Here is a 14571-nt window from a genome sequence, read left to right as displayed (position 1 = left end):
TTGCGCCTTGCAACAAGGTAATCAGGCACAGTTCAAGACGTGTGCGCGGCAAGGAGTTTTTCATATTGTTGCAACATGACATCAGTCATGGCGGGCAGGGTCAGCCCCTCTACCGCCTGACGCGCCTGCTGACACCAGGCAGGCCAGTCCTGTTGATGCTGCAGCCAATATGCCACCCCGTCATGCCACCCCTGCAGGTCATCAACAGCGGCGACCCAACCATTACGGCCATTGGTCAGAAATTCGGCACTGCCGCAGGTGGTCGTGGTAAACACTGGCAGGCCCGCTGCCATGGCTTCGACACACACATTGGGGAAGGGATCATACAGCGTGGGCAATATAAAGGCATCCGCCATCCCGTAAAACGGTTTTACATCTCCTTGCGCCCCGGTAAAACGCACCCGCGCCTTCATCCCCAGACGCTCAGCCAGTGCGTGATAACGGGCTGCATGCTTATCACCGCCAACCACAAGCAGATAAATTTCGGGGAATTGCTGCAGCACCTGCAGCGCCCTGGCCACGCCCTTACGCTCGAAACCGGAGCCAACATATAGCATGACCGGTGCCGCTGCCGGAATGTCATGCTGCTTTCTCATGGCGGCACGATACTGCTGCTGCAACTCCGGATGAAACTGAGCCGTGTCGACGCCATTGTAAACGACGGCGAAACGCTGATCGGGCAAGCCGAAATACTGTTGTACTTCTTGTTTCACCATGTGCGAATTACACACCACCAGACGCAAGTCCGGATGCTGAAACATGGCTTTTTCAGCATATTGCACATAGTGGTGATAGGGATTCAGCAGTAGCGACAGGCGCCCGAACCAGCCCAGATGCTGACGGCGCAGTTGCAGCCAATGACGATGCACGCCATCGCCGGCACGGAAAATATGGCAACCAGGAATGCGCTCATGCGACTGGACCAGGTCAAAGCCTTCCTGCTGCCAACGCCGCCGCGCCGACCATGCAAACCCCCAGTCACGCCACAGGTTACCCAAATAGAAAGGGTTGACCCGACATTCGGCAATGCCTTCCAGCTTTTCCCAATTGCGCGCAATCAGGGAAACGCTCAGCGCGTGCTGTTGGGTCAGCGCCTGCAGGGCACGGCTGACAAAACGCTCGGCACCACCAGCGGGGTTATATTTTTGACGAACAATGGCAAGGCGTGTCATCCGGGATAGGGCTTCCATTCACACTGAACAGCTGATCAGGCAACAATGCTGCCAAAAATAAAAGCCGGATCAGACATCCGGCTCGGTATTCAGCAGTTGCAAAAGATCGGCGATTTTATCAGGGTCTTCGGATCGAAGCATGCGTCCCGCGATGGGGGCGATATCGTCCAGATGGGTGTTGAGCACCATGCGCTTCACCGCCAGCAGGCTGGCCGGATGCATGGAGAACTTGCGCAGGCCCATGCCCAGCAGCAACCGGGTCAGGCGCGGATCGCCCGCCATCTCGCCGCATACTGATACCGGTACTCCACCCTTGATGCCAGTACGGATGGTATGCAGGATCAGCTTGAGTACCGCCGGGTGCACCGGATCGTACAGATGGCTGACCGAGTCGTCATTGCGGTCGATGGCCAGGGTGTACTGGATCAGGTCGTTGGTGCCGATGGACAGGAAATCGACATGCTTGATAAAACTGCCCACCACCAGTGCGGCGGAGGGGATTTCGATCATCGCACCCACTTCGACCTCTGCGTCGAAAGGCAGGCCTTCTTCGTGCAGTTCCTGCTTGGCGTAATCCAGCTGGGCAATCGACTGCTTGAGTTCGCCCAGCGAGTTGAGCATGGGGAACAGGATCTTGATCTTGCCGTAGTGCGAGGCACGCAACAGCGCCCGCAACTGGGCGCGGAACATCAGCGGCTCGGCCAGGCACAGCCGGATACCGGTCAGCCCCAGCGCCGGGTTATCGGCCACATCGTGGTTCAGCCATTTCGGGTTCTTGTCGGCCCCCAGGTCCATGGTACGGATGGTGACCGGCAGGCCTTTCATGTCTTCGGCCACCTTGCGGTAGGCCTCGAACTGTTCATCCTCGGTGGGCAGGGTATCGCGGCCCAGAAACAGGAATTCACTGCGGAACAGGCCGACACCGACCGCACCCGAACCACGCACCACTTCCACATCCTGCGGCAATTCGATATTGGCCAGCAGTTCGATTACCGTACCATCGCGGGTCTTGGCATCGGACTTGCGGATGGAAGACAGCTTGCGCTTGGCATCGCGCCAGGCGCGCTGGCGACGGCGGTATTCGCTCAGCACCAGCTCATCTGGATTAACGATCAGCACACCTTGCTGGCCATCGACGATGATCTGCTCTTCTTCGCGGATCAGTTCGCGTGCGTGGTGCAGGGCGATGACCGAAGGCAGATCGAGGCTGCGCCCCAGAATGGCGGTATGCGAGGTGGCTCCGCCCACGTCGGTGACGAAGGCGGCAAAATTGGAATCCTTGAAATACACCATGTCGGCCGGCGACAGGTCGTGCGCCACCAGGATGGTATCGTCCAGCAGATCGCCGGGCGCTGGCAATTGCGGAGCGTGGCCATCCAGGTTCTTGAAGATACGCTCCACCACTTGCAGCACATCGTTCTTGCGCTCGCGCAGGTAGTCTTCTTCGATGGCGTCGAACTGCTCGACTAGCAGGTCACACTGCAGCTTCAACGCCCATTCGGCATTGCAGTGCTGCTTTTCGATGATTTCACGCGGCTCGCGCGAGATGGTGACATCCCCTAACAGCATGATGTGCAGTGAGAGAAAGGCACCCAGTTCGGCCGGTGCGTTTTCCGGGATGCTCCCCCACAGCATTTCCAGCTCTTTGCGCGTGGCGCGCACCGCTTCGTCGAAGCGCGCCATCTCGGCTGGAATTTCTGCGTCTTCCAGGCCGTAGTGCGCCACATCGTCCATGCTGCGTGAGATGAGATGGGCCCGGCCAATTGCGATGCCGCCACCAATGGCTACACCATGCAGGGTGATATTCATCGTCCCATCCCCTCCTCAAGCGGGCTGATTCATTCAGCCTCGTCAAACCGGTTATTGATCAGTGCTACCAGCGCATCCAGCGCTTCCTGTTCGTCAGGGCCTGCTACATCCAGCTCGATGGTGGAGCCCTTGGCAGCGGCCAGCATCATCACGCCCATGATGCTCTTGCCATTGACGCGGCGGCCATTGCGGGCGATACCCACGTCGCTGCTGAAGCGGCTGGCAAGCTGGGTGAATTTACTCGATGCGCGAGCATGCAGGCCAAGTTTATTGATAATTTGTATTTCAACGCGCAGCATTTCCGTCCCCCGGGAGAATATAAAGCACACCTTCCAGCCCGCCGGTAATGGCCTTGCTGACCACGATCTCCAGCGGCTGGGTGCTGTAGCTGAGCGCTCGCACCAGCATGGGCAGGCTGACGCCGGCAACGGCCTCGACCTTGCCCGAATTGATCAGCCGGCTGGCGATATTGGATGGCGTGCCGCCATACATATCAGTCAACACCACCACGCCATCGCCCTGTTCCAGGCGTGCCACCAGCGCAGCGGCTTCGACCAGTTTCTGATCCGGATCCTCGGTTTTTTCTACCGCCAGCGTGGCGATATTGTCCGGGTCCCGTCCCAATACGTGCCGGGCGCAGTCCAGTAGACAGGCACCCAGATTGCCATGTGATATGACTAGTACACCAACCATGCCCGAGTCTTCTTATCCGTAACGATTATTGGCACACAGCCGCATGCTGCCCGGCCGTGCTCATGTCTGCGGCGAATCCGGCATTGTAACAGGCCCGTTTTCCACCCGCCGGTACCAGGCCAGTTTATCCGCCAGCGTGACCACGCTGCCCACTATGATAAGCGCAGGCGAGGCAACACCATAGGAGGAAATCAAGGCGGGCAAGCTGCTCAAGGTGCCGGTCAGCGTCCGCTGGCGCGCCGTGGTGGCCCATTCAATCACCGCCACCGGCGTATCTGCCGGCTTGCCATGCTGGATGAAGGCGGCACACAACTCCGCCGCCATGGTCAGCCCCATGTACACCACCACGGTCTGGTCCGGGCGGGTCAGCGCCGGCCAATCCAGATTGATGCTGCCGTCTTTCCTGTGGCCAGTGACAAAGGTGACCGACTGCGCATGATCGCGGTGGGTCAAGGGTATACCGGCATAGCTGGCTGCGCCATTTGCCGAGGTAATACCAGGTACGACTTCAAATGGAATGCCATGCTCGGCCAGGGTTTCGATTTCCTCGCCACCACGGCCAAAGGTAAAGGGGTCGCCGCCCTTCAGGCGTAATACTCGCTTGCCTTCACTGGCCAATCTTACCATCAGCAGATTGATGTCTTCCTGCGGCAGGCTGTGGTTGGCACGCGCCTTGCCCACGTAAATGCGTTCGGCGTCGCGGCGTACCAGTTCCAGTAATTCCGGAGCCACCAGATTGTCATGCAACACCACGTCGGCCTGCTGCATCAGGCGCAGCGCGCGGAAGGTCAGCAGATCCGGATTGCCCGGCCCGGCCCCCACCAGGTATACCGCGCCGCTTGGCGTATCGTCCTGGCTGGCCAGACGCTTTTCCATTTCGAGTGTGGCGGCGGCTTCACGGCCATTCATCACGGCTTCGGCCAAGGGGCCTTCGAGCACCGATTCCCAGAAGGCGCGGCGTGCTTCCACATCGCTGAAGCGGGCTTTTACCTTGTCGCGAAAGCGCGCGGAAAAGGCTGCCAGCAGGCCGAAACCAGCCGGGATGATGCTTTCCAGCCGGGCGCGCACCAGCCGCGCCAGCACCGGGACCGCACCGCCGGAAGACACGGCGATCACCAGCGGCGAGCGGTCGATGATGGCCGGGGTGATGTAGGTGGACAATTCCGGATCATCCACCACATTCACCGGGATATTGTGGGCCTGCGCCGCTACAGAAACCTGCTGATTGACCGTGCGCTGGTCTGTAGCGGCAACCACCAGCCGCATGCCGGCCACCTGCTCCGGGGAAAAATACCCCGGCAACCAGCGCAAGACGTCCTGCTGTGCCATTTCGCCCAGTTCGGTGGCTAGCTCAGGCGCAACGACAGTCACCCTGGCTCCGGCCGCCTTCAGCAGACGAATCTTGCGCAAGGCGACATCGCCTCCCCCCACGACCAGGCAGGGGGCATCCTGCAGCTTTAGAAAAATCGGAAAGTAATCCATGCATCGCTCCACAACAATGGCCACAGCATACTTTATTTGTTGCATAAAAACGACGAGCTGCCGGCACTCAGCCTGATTTTCGTCATCACAATTTCCCTGCCAAATGCCATGATGAGATTAAGCCCTTGGCAATAGACAAACAGGGCAACTCCAGGAAGCGGCGGGTACCCATTGACTATCTTCAGATCGAAATTCAGCAAGATCAGCCACGGCACGGCTCTGCTGCTGGTGCTGGGCAGCCCGCTGGCGTGGGCCAGCGACACGCCACACGCCCTGTGGGACTGGCAACTGGCAGGCTTGCTCGGTGTGGCAATCGGCATCTGGCTGGGTAGCCTGTGGCAACGTCGGCGCCATGCACATGAACAAGCGGGCACGCTGCGTTTTCTGGTGGAGCACTCCAGCGCTGCCTTATTGGCACTGGACGGTCAGGGTCAGTTGCAAGCGGCCGGTCTGGGCTGCACGGCCCTGCTGGGACGGCAACCACGCAGCCTGGAGGAATGCGGCCTGCCGCCAGCCGTGTGTCTGGCACTGCAACAGCAGACCGCCTTGCTGGCTACCCCGCAGCATGTCGAGCTGCAAGATGCACAAGGCCGCATCCGCCAGCTGGGTTTGCAACAAATCGTGCTGCCGGCCGACCGCTCACCGGACCACTGGCGGCTGCTGCTGTTGCACGATGCCAGCGAGCAAGGCCGGCCGGCATTGCTGGGCAATGCCATCACCACGGTATTGCAAAGCACGCGCATTGGGCTGTGCGAATTCGATCTTGGCAAGCAGAGGGTGACTTGCTCGCCCGGTTCGCTGCACAAGCTGCTGGGGCTGGACCCGCAGCTGGAAAGCATGAGCCTGGACGACTGGCGGCAACGGCTACACCCGGAAGACCGCCCCTTGCTGGAGAACGCCCTGCAGGCCGCCTGCCATCATCCGGCCACCAGCCATAGCCTGGAATGCCGCATGCGGCATGCCGACCAGCACTGGGAATGGCTGGAGCAGAACCTGCAGGCCGGCCCGCAAGCGGGCGATGGCGCCATCGTGCTGTCACTCAATCAGGTCATTACCGCGCGCAAGCTGGCCGAGGCGGCCATGCGGCGGCGTGAGCAGGAATTTCGCACCTTGGTGGAAAACTCCAGCGACATCATCGCCCGCTACGATCTGGAGCTGCGCTGCCAGTTCATCAATCGCAGCGTCAGCCGCTACTCGCCACTGATCCGCGATGAACACATCGGCAAAACCGTCGGCGAAAAGGGCTGGCCAGCCGATGTGGTCAGCTTGTTCGAGTCGCAATGCCAGCAGTTAATCGAAACCTGGGAACCGCGCTGCTTCGAACTGGAGCTGCTGTCGCATAACCGGCGCTATATTTTCGAAACCCGGCTGTTTCCCGAATTCGACAGCAATGGCAAGCTCACCAGCATTCTGTCGGTCGACCGGGAAATTACCGATACCCGCCAAGCCAATCGCCTGCTGAGCGAAGAAAACGCCGTGATGGAGATGATTGCCTCCAATCAGCCGCTACAGGACACGCTGGCGCAGATCTGCACCATGATCGAATCCCAGCTTACCGGCGGGCTGTGCTCGGTCATGCTGCTGACCGAAGATGGCCAGCACCTGCATGTGGCCTCTGGCAATAGTCTGCCGCCAGCATACAGCGCCATGATTGAAGGCATTGCCATCGGCCCCGAGGTAGGTTCCTGCGGTACGGCGGCTTACTGGAAGCGCACCATCATCGTCGAAGACATGGAAAGCAGCCCATTGTGGCAGCCCTATCTGGAGCTGGTACGGCCACATCAGCTGCGCGCCTGCTGGTCTACCCCGCTGTTCAGCAGCACCCGCGAACTTCTGGGTACTTTTGCCATTTACTATACCGAGCCGCGCACGCCCAACCCCGACGAAATGCGGCTGGTTTACCGTAGCTCTCACATCACCGCCATTGCCCTGCAGCGCGACCTGCACGAGAAAAAACTGTTCCAGCTGGCCACCAAGGACGAGCTGACCCGGCTGGACAATCGCCGCCATTTCCTGGAACAGGCCGAACGGGAAATCAAGCGCAGCCAGCGCTACCAGCAGCCGATGGCGGTGCTGATGATGGATCTGGATCACTTCAAGAACATCAACGACCAATACGGCCATGCCGCCGGTGATCAGGTCATCACCCATTTCGCCACGCTGTGCCGCGAAGTGCTGCGCACCACGGATCTGACCGGCCGACTGGGTGGTGAGGAGTTTGCCGCCCTGCTGCCCAATACCGATGACAACGCTGCGCTGGCGGCGGCAGAGCGGCTACGCGAAGCGGTCAGCCAGAGCCGGGTGGAAGTCAACGGTCAGCAGATCCACTACACCGTCAGCGTGGGACTGTCCTTGCTGCGCAGTAGCGATTTGCATGTGGACGACCCGCTGAAACGGGCTGACAAGCTGCTGTATCAGGCCAAACACCTGGGGCGCGACCGGGTTTGCCATGACCTGTCGCTGGCGCTGGATTAAAATGGGGCTTTTGTCAGGCAGCCGCCCATCGTGAGTCACTGGCATACCGACTATCTGTCCCATCCGCTCTATCAGCCACTACGCGACATCAGCGCCCGGCTGCCTCTGGCCAACTGGCCTGGGCAGGCCGACTACGACCGGCTGCTGCAGCTGGCTGCCCCGCCCAAGCTTCCCGCAGGCCTGCGCTTCTGCTGCGACCTGCAAGCACCCTCCTACTACGAAACCCATATTGCGGATACCGGCGAGGTGCCTACCCGCAGCGAAAACTGGCACGACTGGTTCAATGCCCTGGCCTGGCTGGCCTGGCCGCTGAGCAAGGCCGCACTGAACGCTCGCCATGTGCGCGCCATCCGCCGTGGCGAGATCAAGCGCGGGCCGCGTCGCGATGCCGCCACCTTGCTGGATGAATGCGGAATCATCGTTGCCTGCGCCGAACCGGCACTAGGGCAGGCGCTGGACGATATGCAATGGCAAACCCTGTTTGTGGAACAGCGTGACGCCTGGGGACGGCAGATCAGTGTGCATGCACTGGGGCATGCCCTGTTTGAAACCGGCCTGACACCGCACCTGGGCTGGTGCGGCAAGGCGCTGTTGATGGCGGTGGAGCCCGACTTCTTTACCCTGCCCGAGGCCGTGCAGCGCGAGCAGCTGGATAGCCGGCTGGCCAGCATGCTGGCTGATGACGACTGGCTGGCCAGCCCCCGCCAGTTATGGCCACTGCCCTTGCTGGGCATTCCCGGCTGGTGGCCGGACAATACCGAGCCGTCTTTCTATCAGAATACCGACTACTTCCGCCCCAGCCGGCGGGCAAAGTCTTCCAGCGACACGTTCTGAAGCCGCTCGGTCACCGTGCCCAACAGGTCTTCTATCCCCTGGCCCACCGCATCGTCGTTGGCCAGATCCGCCCGATAGACAAACAGCTGGAACAACTCGGACAGTTGCACCGCCGCCAGCTTTTTCATCAGCACCCAGCCATCGCGCTGGCCTTTTTGCACATAACCATGCAGCGCCAGCTTGTCCAGCACCAGGCCCAGTTCGTCGTAGCCTATCTTGACCTGCTGGCGCAATTGCACCGGTGTCAGGCTGCAGCCCTGCTCCTGCGCCGCGTCCAGCATCAGCAAGACTTCCACCGCATCCAGAAAACGTCGCCGTGGCTCAAAGCGCCGCCGCCAGGCACCGCCTTCCCAGTAAGAAAGCGATGCGGTGAACACCGCCCCGGCCAGCACTACCATCCACAGGCAATACACCCACAGCAGGAAAATCGGAATGCTGGCAAACGCCCCGTACACCAGCTGGTAGCTGGCCACCTGACCGATGTAATAACCGAAACCCAGCTTGGTCAGCTCCAGCAGTACCGCCGTGATCATTGCACCCAGTACCGCGTGACGAATCGGCACAAAGCGGTTGGGCACGATACGGTACAACAGCGACAGTACGATGCCGGTGAGCAAGATAGTGCCGCCGGCCTCTACCGTGCTGGCCAGCACGGGCATGGTTTTTTCGAAACGGGTGAACTTGAGCAGCCAGCGCCAGGACAGCAGGCCACCGCCAAGTACCAGCGGGCCCAGCGTCAGCACCGTCCAGTACACCATGCTCTGCTGCAGCCAGGGCCGACCCCGGCGCACACTCCAGATGGCATTGAAAGTGCGCTCGATGGTGGACATCAGCATCAGCGCTGTTACCCCGAGCATGATGATGCCGGCAGCGGTGAGTTTTTCCGCATTGTCGGCAAACTGGCGCATGTAGACGGAAATCACCTTGCCGGCGAACTCCGGCACCAGCGTCGACAATAGCAATACCTTGAAGCGGGTGCTGTAGTCGGAAAATACCGGAAAGGCCGAAATCACCGTCAAGGCAATGGTGAACAAGGGCACGAGTGCCAGCAGGGTGGTAAAGGTCAGGCTGCCGGCCACCTGCATCACGCGCAGGCTGCTCATGCGGCGGATCAGAAAGCCGGAAAAACCGATTTGCGTTGCATACTTGGCGGGCAGTTTCATGAGGCGCAAGGTAATTCAGCCACTGCCGGCTGGCAAGCGACAATGTACTGGCCGTCGTCGGCAAGCACCTGCCAGGCTGCGCTGCCACACGATGCGGGACATACTGGTCGCATACAAATCAACAGATGGAAACTGGTATCATGCTGCCAGTTCGCCCTGTTACCGCCCTTCTTGTTGATGGCGGCCATTCCTCTGGACATCGTCGTGCAAGACATCCTCGTACTCTATTACAGCCAGCACGGTGCCACCGCCGAACTGGCCCGGCTGATCGGCCGTGGCATTGAAAGCGTGCCTGGCTGCCAGGCACGGCTGCGCACCGTGCCCAAGGTTTCCACCGTATGCGAAGCCAGCGCGCCGGCCATCCCGGCCAGCGGCGCGCCCTATGTGGAAAAAAGCGATCTGGCCGAGTGCATCGGCCTGGCCCTGGGCAGCCCCACCCGCTTTGGCAATATGGCCGCCGCCATGAAGTACTTCATCGACGGCACCAGTGGCGAGTGGATGGCCGGCGCACTGGCCGGCAAGCCGGGCTGCGTGTTTACCAGCTCCTCGTCCATGCATGGCGGGCAGGAATCCACCCTGCTGAGCATGATGCTGCCGCTGTTGCACCACGGCATGCTGCTGGTCGGCCTGCCTTATTCCGAGCCAGCGCTGGCCGCCACCCAGACGGGCGGCACGCCCTATGGCGTCAGCCATGTGGCCGGGGTGCAGAATGACCGTCCGCTGTCGGCAGACGAAAGCAAGCTGGCCTTTGCCCAGGGCAAGCGCCTGGCAGAAGCGGCCCTGCGCCTGCAGCACCCCTTGTAATACCGGGCGCGCGTGCTGGCCTGGCCATTTGCACCCGCTGATTTTTTACCTCTTGCGCAGCGTTGAGCGTTGCGCCGGGAACAAGCTTTATGTGTGGAATTGCCGGTTTCTTTTCCCGGACCCCCGTTGCTGCGGCAACGGCCGATGCCATGTTGCTGGAACTGGCCCGTCGCGGGCCGGATGCCGCTCACCAGTTGCGGCTGGACCAGCACGGCCAGAGCGCGGCGGATGACGCCATTCACAATGCGCTGCTGCATGCGCGCCTGTCCATCATCGACCCGCGTCCGGAGGCCGACCAGCCCATGCGCAACGACGATGGCCAGCTGTGGATCTGCTACAACGGCGAGGTGTACGACTGGGAAAACGACAAGCGCGAACTGGAACAGGCCGGCGCGGTGTTCCGTACCCATTCCGATACCGAATTTATCCTGCGGGCTTACGAGGCCTGGGGCATCGATGGCCTGCTCTCCCGCCTGCGCGGCATGTTTGCCTTTGCCATTCTCGATCTGCGCCAGGGCAAGGTGCATCTGGCGCGCGATCGCATGGGAGAGAAACCACTGCTGTATGCGCTGCTGGATGGCAACCTGGCCTTCGGCTCGCTGGTGCGCGCAGTACTGCCGTTTGTGCCGCTGGCCGCACGCCAGTTCAGCCCTGCGGCCATCGATGCCTATCTGGCACATCGCTACATTCCGGCACCGGCCACGGTATTTGAAAATATCCAGCGCCTGGAAAACGGCTATTGCCTGGAATTTGACCTGACCAGCCGTCAGCTGAAAAAACGCCGTTACTGGCAACCCAAGGCCGAAACCGGCGACTGGCTGCCCGAGCTGGATCACGCCGTGGCCATGCGCACAGTGGCCGACCGCCCACTGGGCGTACTGTTGTCCGGCGGCATCGACTCCACCCTGATTGCCAGCCGGCTGGCCGGACAGGGCTATCAGCAGTTTTCTACCTTTACCGCCGCCTTCCCCGGCAGCACGCTGGATGAATCGGTCGATGCGGCGGATTCGGCCCAGCGCATGGGGCTGCAGAATATACGCATCACCATGCCAGACAATCTGGCGGCCGACTTTTCCCGCATCGTGGCCGATCTGGACCAACCCTTTGCCGACCCCTCCAGCTTCCCCACCTGGTATCTGGCACGTGAGGTCAGCAAACAGGTGAAAGTGGTGCTGGTAGGCGATGGTGGTGACGAACTGCTGGCCGGCTACAAGCGCATGAACAAACATCTGCGCACGCGCTGGCGGCGGCATATCCGCCTGCCACTGGGCATACGCCCAGCCTTGTCCGGCAAGCAGGGCAAGCTGGCCACGGAACTCGCCATGGACTGGCAGGCAGCCTACTCGCTGCGTTTTTCCGGCCTGACGCCGGGCCAGCGCCGTTTCCTGCAGGGCGGCCGGGCACTGCCGCAGCTGTGCTACTGGCGCAAGCCGGATGACATCGGCCCGGAAGCCAGCGATGCCGTACCCGGCCTGCAAAGCTTGCTAGCCATCGATTTTGCCAATTACCTGCCGGATTACATCCTGCAAAAATCCGACTTGTGCACCATGGCGCACGGACTGGAAGGCCGCGCCCCGCTGCTGGACCACGGCCTGTACCAACACTTACTGGCTACATCCGACGCCGAACGCTACACCCAGCCAGCCAAGCTGATTTTCCGCCGCGCCATGCACCCGGCCCTGCCGGCCGACTTTTTCCAGCGCAAGAAGCGTGGCTTCAATCCGCCGCTGGCCGGCTGGCTGCAAACCAGCCTGGCCGAGCGCTTCGCCGGGTTGGGACAAAGACTGAAGCGCCTGACTGACGGCCAACTGGATGCACAGGCGGTGGATACCTTCAGCCAGGCTTACCGCCAGGGCGAAGCAGCACTGGCCGAGCAGGTGCTGCAATTGCTAATTCTGGATGAAAGCCTGCAGCAGCTGGATGCGCTGCGCCGCGCCCTGCCTTAAGGCGGCAGCGCTCAGGAAGCTGGCTGGTGCTGGCTACCGGAGCCGACTGGGGCATGATGGTCAGCCAGTGGGGCATAAAAGCTGCTGGGCGACACCCCCAGTTCGCGTTTGAACATGGTGGCAAAGGCACTGGGGCTGGCATAGCCCAGGTCCAGTGCCACCTCCAGCACACTGGCCCCGCAGGCCAGCTTTTCCAGTGCGGCAATCAGCCGGGCCTGGCGCCGCCACTGCCCCAGCGACAGGCCGGTTTCGCGGCTGAAGCGCCGCTGCAGCGTGCGCGCATCCATGGCCAGTTGCTCAGCCCACTCTTCTACCGAACGGGCATCGCCCGGTTCGGCCAGCAACACATCACACAAGCCTTGCAAGGCCGCGCTTTGCGGTCGTGGCAAGGATAGCGCCAAGGTGGGCAGGCTGCGGATTTCATCCAGCAGCAGCTTCATCAGCCGTTCATCACGCGAATCGGCCGCATACGGTACGGCAATATCCATGGCGGCCAGAATCAGTTCGCGCAACAAGGGCGAAATGGCCAGTACGCGGCATTCCTGCGGTAGCCCGTCCAGGCTGTCTTCCCGCACATACACCGTACGCATGCGCACCGCGCTGATCATCCGCACCTGATGCCAGGTGGCAATCGGCAGCCAGATGCCACGGGTGGGCGGCACGATCCACTGCCCCAACGCCGTACTCACCACCATCACGCCTTCCACCGCATACAAGAGCTGTGCGGTGGGATGGGCATGGCGCGGCGTGTCTTCACCGGCCGGGTAGTCGCGCGCCTTGGCCACCACCGGGGCGATACCGGTGTCGTACTGGTGGAGATGTTGATAATCACTCACGATTGTCATTTTCTAAAAGATAATTGCCCTTCATGCGCAGGACGGGCAGGGATAGCCCTTGATAGCATGATGAACCCACCACCACAAGACAACATCATCATGACCAGCGCCAGCCAGAGCATGGCACCGCCGCAAGACACCCGCTTTCGGGTATTGGGTGCTATCAGTTTTACCCATTTTCTTAACGATATGTTGCAGTCGCTGATCCTGGCTATCTACCCGGTACTCAAGGGCGGATTTCACCTGAGCTTTGCCCAGATCGGCCTGATGACCCTGGTTTACCAGTGCACCGCCTCGCTGCTGCAACCGCTGGTCGGCATTTATACCGACAAGCGACCGCTGCCCTATTCCTTGGTATTTGGCATGGGCGCGACACTGTGCGGCCTGCTGCTGCTATCGGTGGCCCCCAACTATCACACGCTGTTGATTGCCGCCGCGTTGGTGGGCACCGGCTCGTCCATCTTCCATCCGGAATCCTCGCGCGTGGCGCGCATGGCCTCGGGTGGCCGCCACGGTCTGGCGCAGTCCTTGTTCCAGGTAGGGGGCAATGCCGGCTCGGCCACCGGCCCCTTGCTGGCAGCGCTGGTGGTGTTTCCCTATGGCCAGCCCAGCCTGGCCTGGTTCTCGCTGGCGGCCTTGCTCGGCATGCTGGTGCTGTGGCGCATCGGCGTCTGGTATAGCCACCAGCAGCGCACGGCCAAGGCACACAAGGCCATCGTGCCGACCGGCCTGTCGCCGGGCCGTACCGCCTTCACCCTGGGCATACTGGTGTTGCTGGTCTTTTCCAAGTATTTCTACCTCACCAGCATCACCAGCTATTTCACCTTTTACCTGATGCAGCACTTCGGGCTGGGTATTCAAGCCGCACAGCTGCATCTGTTCATCTTCCTGTTTGCCGTGGCTGCCGGCACGGTGCTGGGCGGGCCGATTGGCGACGCCATCGGCCGCAAGCGGGTGATCTGGTTCTCGATTCTGGGCGTGGCACCGTTTACCCTGGCGCTGCCGCATGTGGACCTGTTCTGGACCAGCGTGCTGTCCTTCATCATCGGCTTTATCCTGGCCTCGGCCTTCTCCGCCATCCTGGTATATGCGCAGGAACTGGTGCCGGGCAAGGTGGGCATGGTGTCCGGGCTGTTCTTCGGCTTTGCCTTCGGCATTGGCGGCATTGGCGCGGCGGTGCTGGGCAAAGTGGCCGACCACTACGGCATCGAAACCGTCTACCAGCTGTGTGCCTTCCTGCCCTTGCTGGGCATCATCACCGTGCTGCTACCCGACCTGCACCACAAGAAAGCCTGAATCACGCGGCACGTTGACAAACAACCCTCTCGCTTTCTGAAAGGAAAGCGAGGCTCCTTTC

12 protein-coding genes are annotated in these 14571 nt (G+C 61.2%); 5 read left to right on the top strand and 7 right to left on the bottom strand.

Annotated elements, in window-relative coordinates; genetic code table 11:
* Window positions 1–32: 32 nt before the first annotated feature.
* The 5 genes from H2Z84_RS06535 to cysG form a co-directional block, all read right to left on the bottom strand.
* Entirely contained in the window at window positions 33–1172 is a 1140-nt protein-coding gene (locus tag H2Z84_RS06535) for a glycosyltransferase family 4 protein (RefSeq protein WP_181835260.1), read from the bottom strand.
* Between the two features lie 69 nt (window positions 1173–1241).
* Window positions 1242–2981: a phosphoenolpyruvate--protein phosphotransferase gene (gene ptsP, locus H2Z84_RS06530; RefSeq protein ID WP_181835259.1), complete on the bottom strand. Its 1740-nt coding sequence runs from the start codon at window positions 2979–2981 to the stop codon at window positions 1242–1244.
* Window positions 2982–3010: 29 nt separating this feature from the next.
* Window positions 3011–3280 (bottom strand): HPr family phosphocarrier protein, encoded by a 270-nt coding sequence (locus H2Z84_RS06525; protein ID WP_181835258.1) that lies wholly within the window; start codon window positions 3278–3280, stop codon window positions 3011–3013.
* Window positions 3267–3674, bottom strand: a complete 408-nt coding sequence (locus tag H2Z84_RS06520) for a PTS sugar transporter subunit IIA (RefSeq protein ID WP_181835257.1) — start codon at window positions 3672–3674, stop codon at window positions 3267–3269. Before H2Z84_RS06520 ends, H2Z84_RS06525 begins: the two co-directional genes overlap by 14 nt.
* Before the next feature lie 60 nt (window positions 3675–3734).
* On the bottom strand, window positions 3735–5156 hold the full coding sequence (gene cysG / locus H2Z84_RS06515) for a siroheme synthase CysG (protein ID WP_181835256.1): 1422 nt from the start codon (window positions 5154–5156) through the stop codon (window positions 3735–3737).
* A 171-nt stretch (window positions 5157–5327) separates the two neighbouring features.
* On the opposite strand from cysG, the gene H2Z84_RS06510 reads away from it, so the two are divergent.
* Both H2Z84_RS06510 and H2Z84_RS06505 read left to right on the top strand, forming a co-directional pair.
* A complete protein-coding gene (locus H2Z84_RS06510; protein ID WP_181835255.1) occupies window positions 5328–7631 on the top strand; it encodes a sensor domain-containing diguanylate cyclase in 2304 nt (767 codons plus the stop codon).
* Between the two features lie 30 nt (window positions 7632–7661).
* On the top strand, window positions 7662–8465 hold the full coding sequence (locus tag H2Z84_RS06505; RefSeq protein WP_181835254.1) for a DUF3025 domain-containing protein: 804 nt from the start codon (window positions 7662–7664) through the stop codon (window positions 8463–8465).
* Here the strand turns inward: H2Z84_RS06505 and H2Z84_RS06500 are convergent.
* Entirely contained in the window at window positions 8417–9628 is a 1212-nt protein-coding gene (locus H2Z84_RS06500; protein WP_181835253.1) for a YihY family inner membrane protein, read from the bottom strand. The two genes, H2Z84_RS06505 and H2Z84_RS06500, sit on opposite strands and share 49 nt — an antisense overlap.
* A gap of 204 nt (window positions 9629–9832) precedes the next feature.
* Between H2Z84_RS06500 and wrbA the strand changes: the two genes are divergently transcribed.
* A complete protein-coding gene (gene wrbA / locus H2Z84_RS06495) occupies window positions 9833–10432 on the top strand; it encodes an NAD(P)H:quinone oxidoreductase (protein ID WP_309545448.1) in 600 nt (199 codons plus the stop codon).
* A gap of 89 nt (window positions 10433–10521) precedes the next feature.
* Entirely contained in the window at window positions 10522–12378 is a 1857-nt protein-coding gene (asnB, locus tag H2Z84_RS06490; protein ID WP_181835251.1) for an asparagine synthase (glutamine-hydrolyzing), read from the top strand.
* Between the two features lie 11 nt (window positions 12379–12389).
* Here asnB and H2Z84_RS06485 read toward each other — a convergent pair whose 3' ends face one another.
* Entirely contained in the window at window positions 12390–13214 is an 825-nt protein-coding gene (locus H2Z84_RS06485; protein WP_309545447.1) for an AraC family transcriptional regulator, read from the bottom strand.
* 66 nt (window positions 13215–13280) lie between these two features.
* Here H2Z84_RS06485 and H2Z84_RS06480 point away from each other — a divergent pair, with 66 nt between their 5' ends.
* A complete protein-coding gene (locus tag H2Z84_RS06480) occupies window positions 13281–14510 on the top strand; it encodes an MFS transporter (RefSeq protein WP_309545446.1) in 1230 nt (409 codons plus the stop codon).
* Window positions 14511–14571: the final 61 nt, after the last annotated feature.

The organism is Aquitalea aquatica (assembly GCF_013911085.1).
Taxonomy (GTDB): domain Bacteria; phylum Pseudomonadota; class Gammaproteobacteria; order Burkholderiales; family Chromobacteriaceae; genus Aquitalea; species Aquitalea aquatica.
This window is presented reverse-complemented; position numbering and strand designations above follow the sequence as displayed.

Coding starts and splice junctions, on each gene's coding strand:
- H2Z84_RS06535 (WP_181835260.1), bottom strand. CDS start 1,172: ATGACACGCCTTGCCATTGTTCGTCAAAAATATAACCCCGCTGGTGGT.
- ptsP (WP_181835259.1), bottom strand. CDS start 2,981: ATGAATATCACCCTGCATGGTGTAGCCATTGGTGGCGGCATCGCAATT.
- H2Z84_RS06520 (WP_181835257.1), bottom strand. CDS start 3,674: ATGGTTGGTGTACTAGTCATATCACATGGCAATCTGGGTGCCTGTCTA.
- cysG (WP_181835256.1), bottom strand. CDS start 5,156: ATGGATTACTTTCCGATTTTTCTAAAGCTGCAGGATGCCCCCTGCCTG.
- H2Z84_RS06480 (WP_309545446.1), top strand. CDS start 13,281: ATGATGAACCCACCACCACAAGACAACATCATCATGACCAGCGCCAGC.
- H2Z84_RS06525 (WP_181835258.1), bottom strand. CDS start 3,280: ATGCTGCGCGTTGAAATACAAATTATCAATAAACTTGGCCTGCATGCT.
- H2Z84_RS06500 (WP_181835253.1), bottom strand. CDS start 9,628: ATGAAACTGCCCGCCAAGTATGCAACGCAAATCGGTTTTTCCGGCTTT.
- asnB (WP_181835251.1), top strand. CDS start 10,522: ATGTGTGGAATTGCCGGTTTCTTTTCCCGGACCCCCGTTGCTGCGGCA.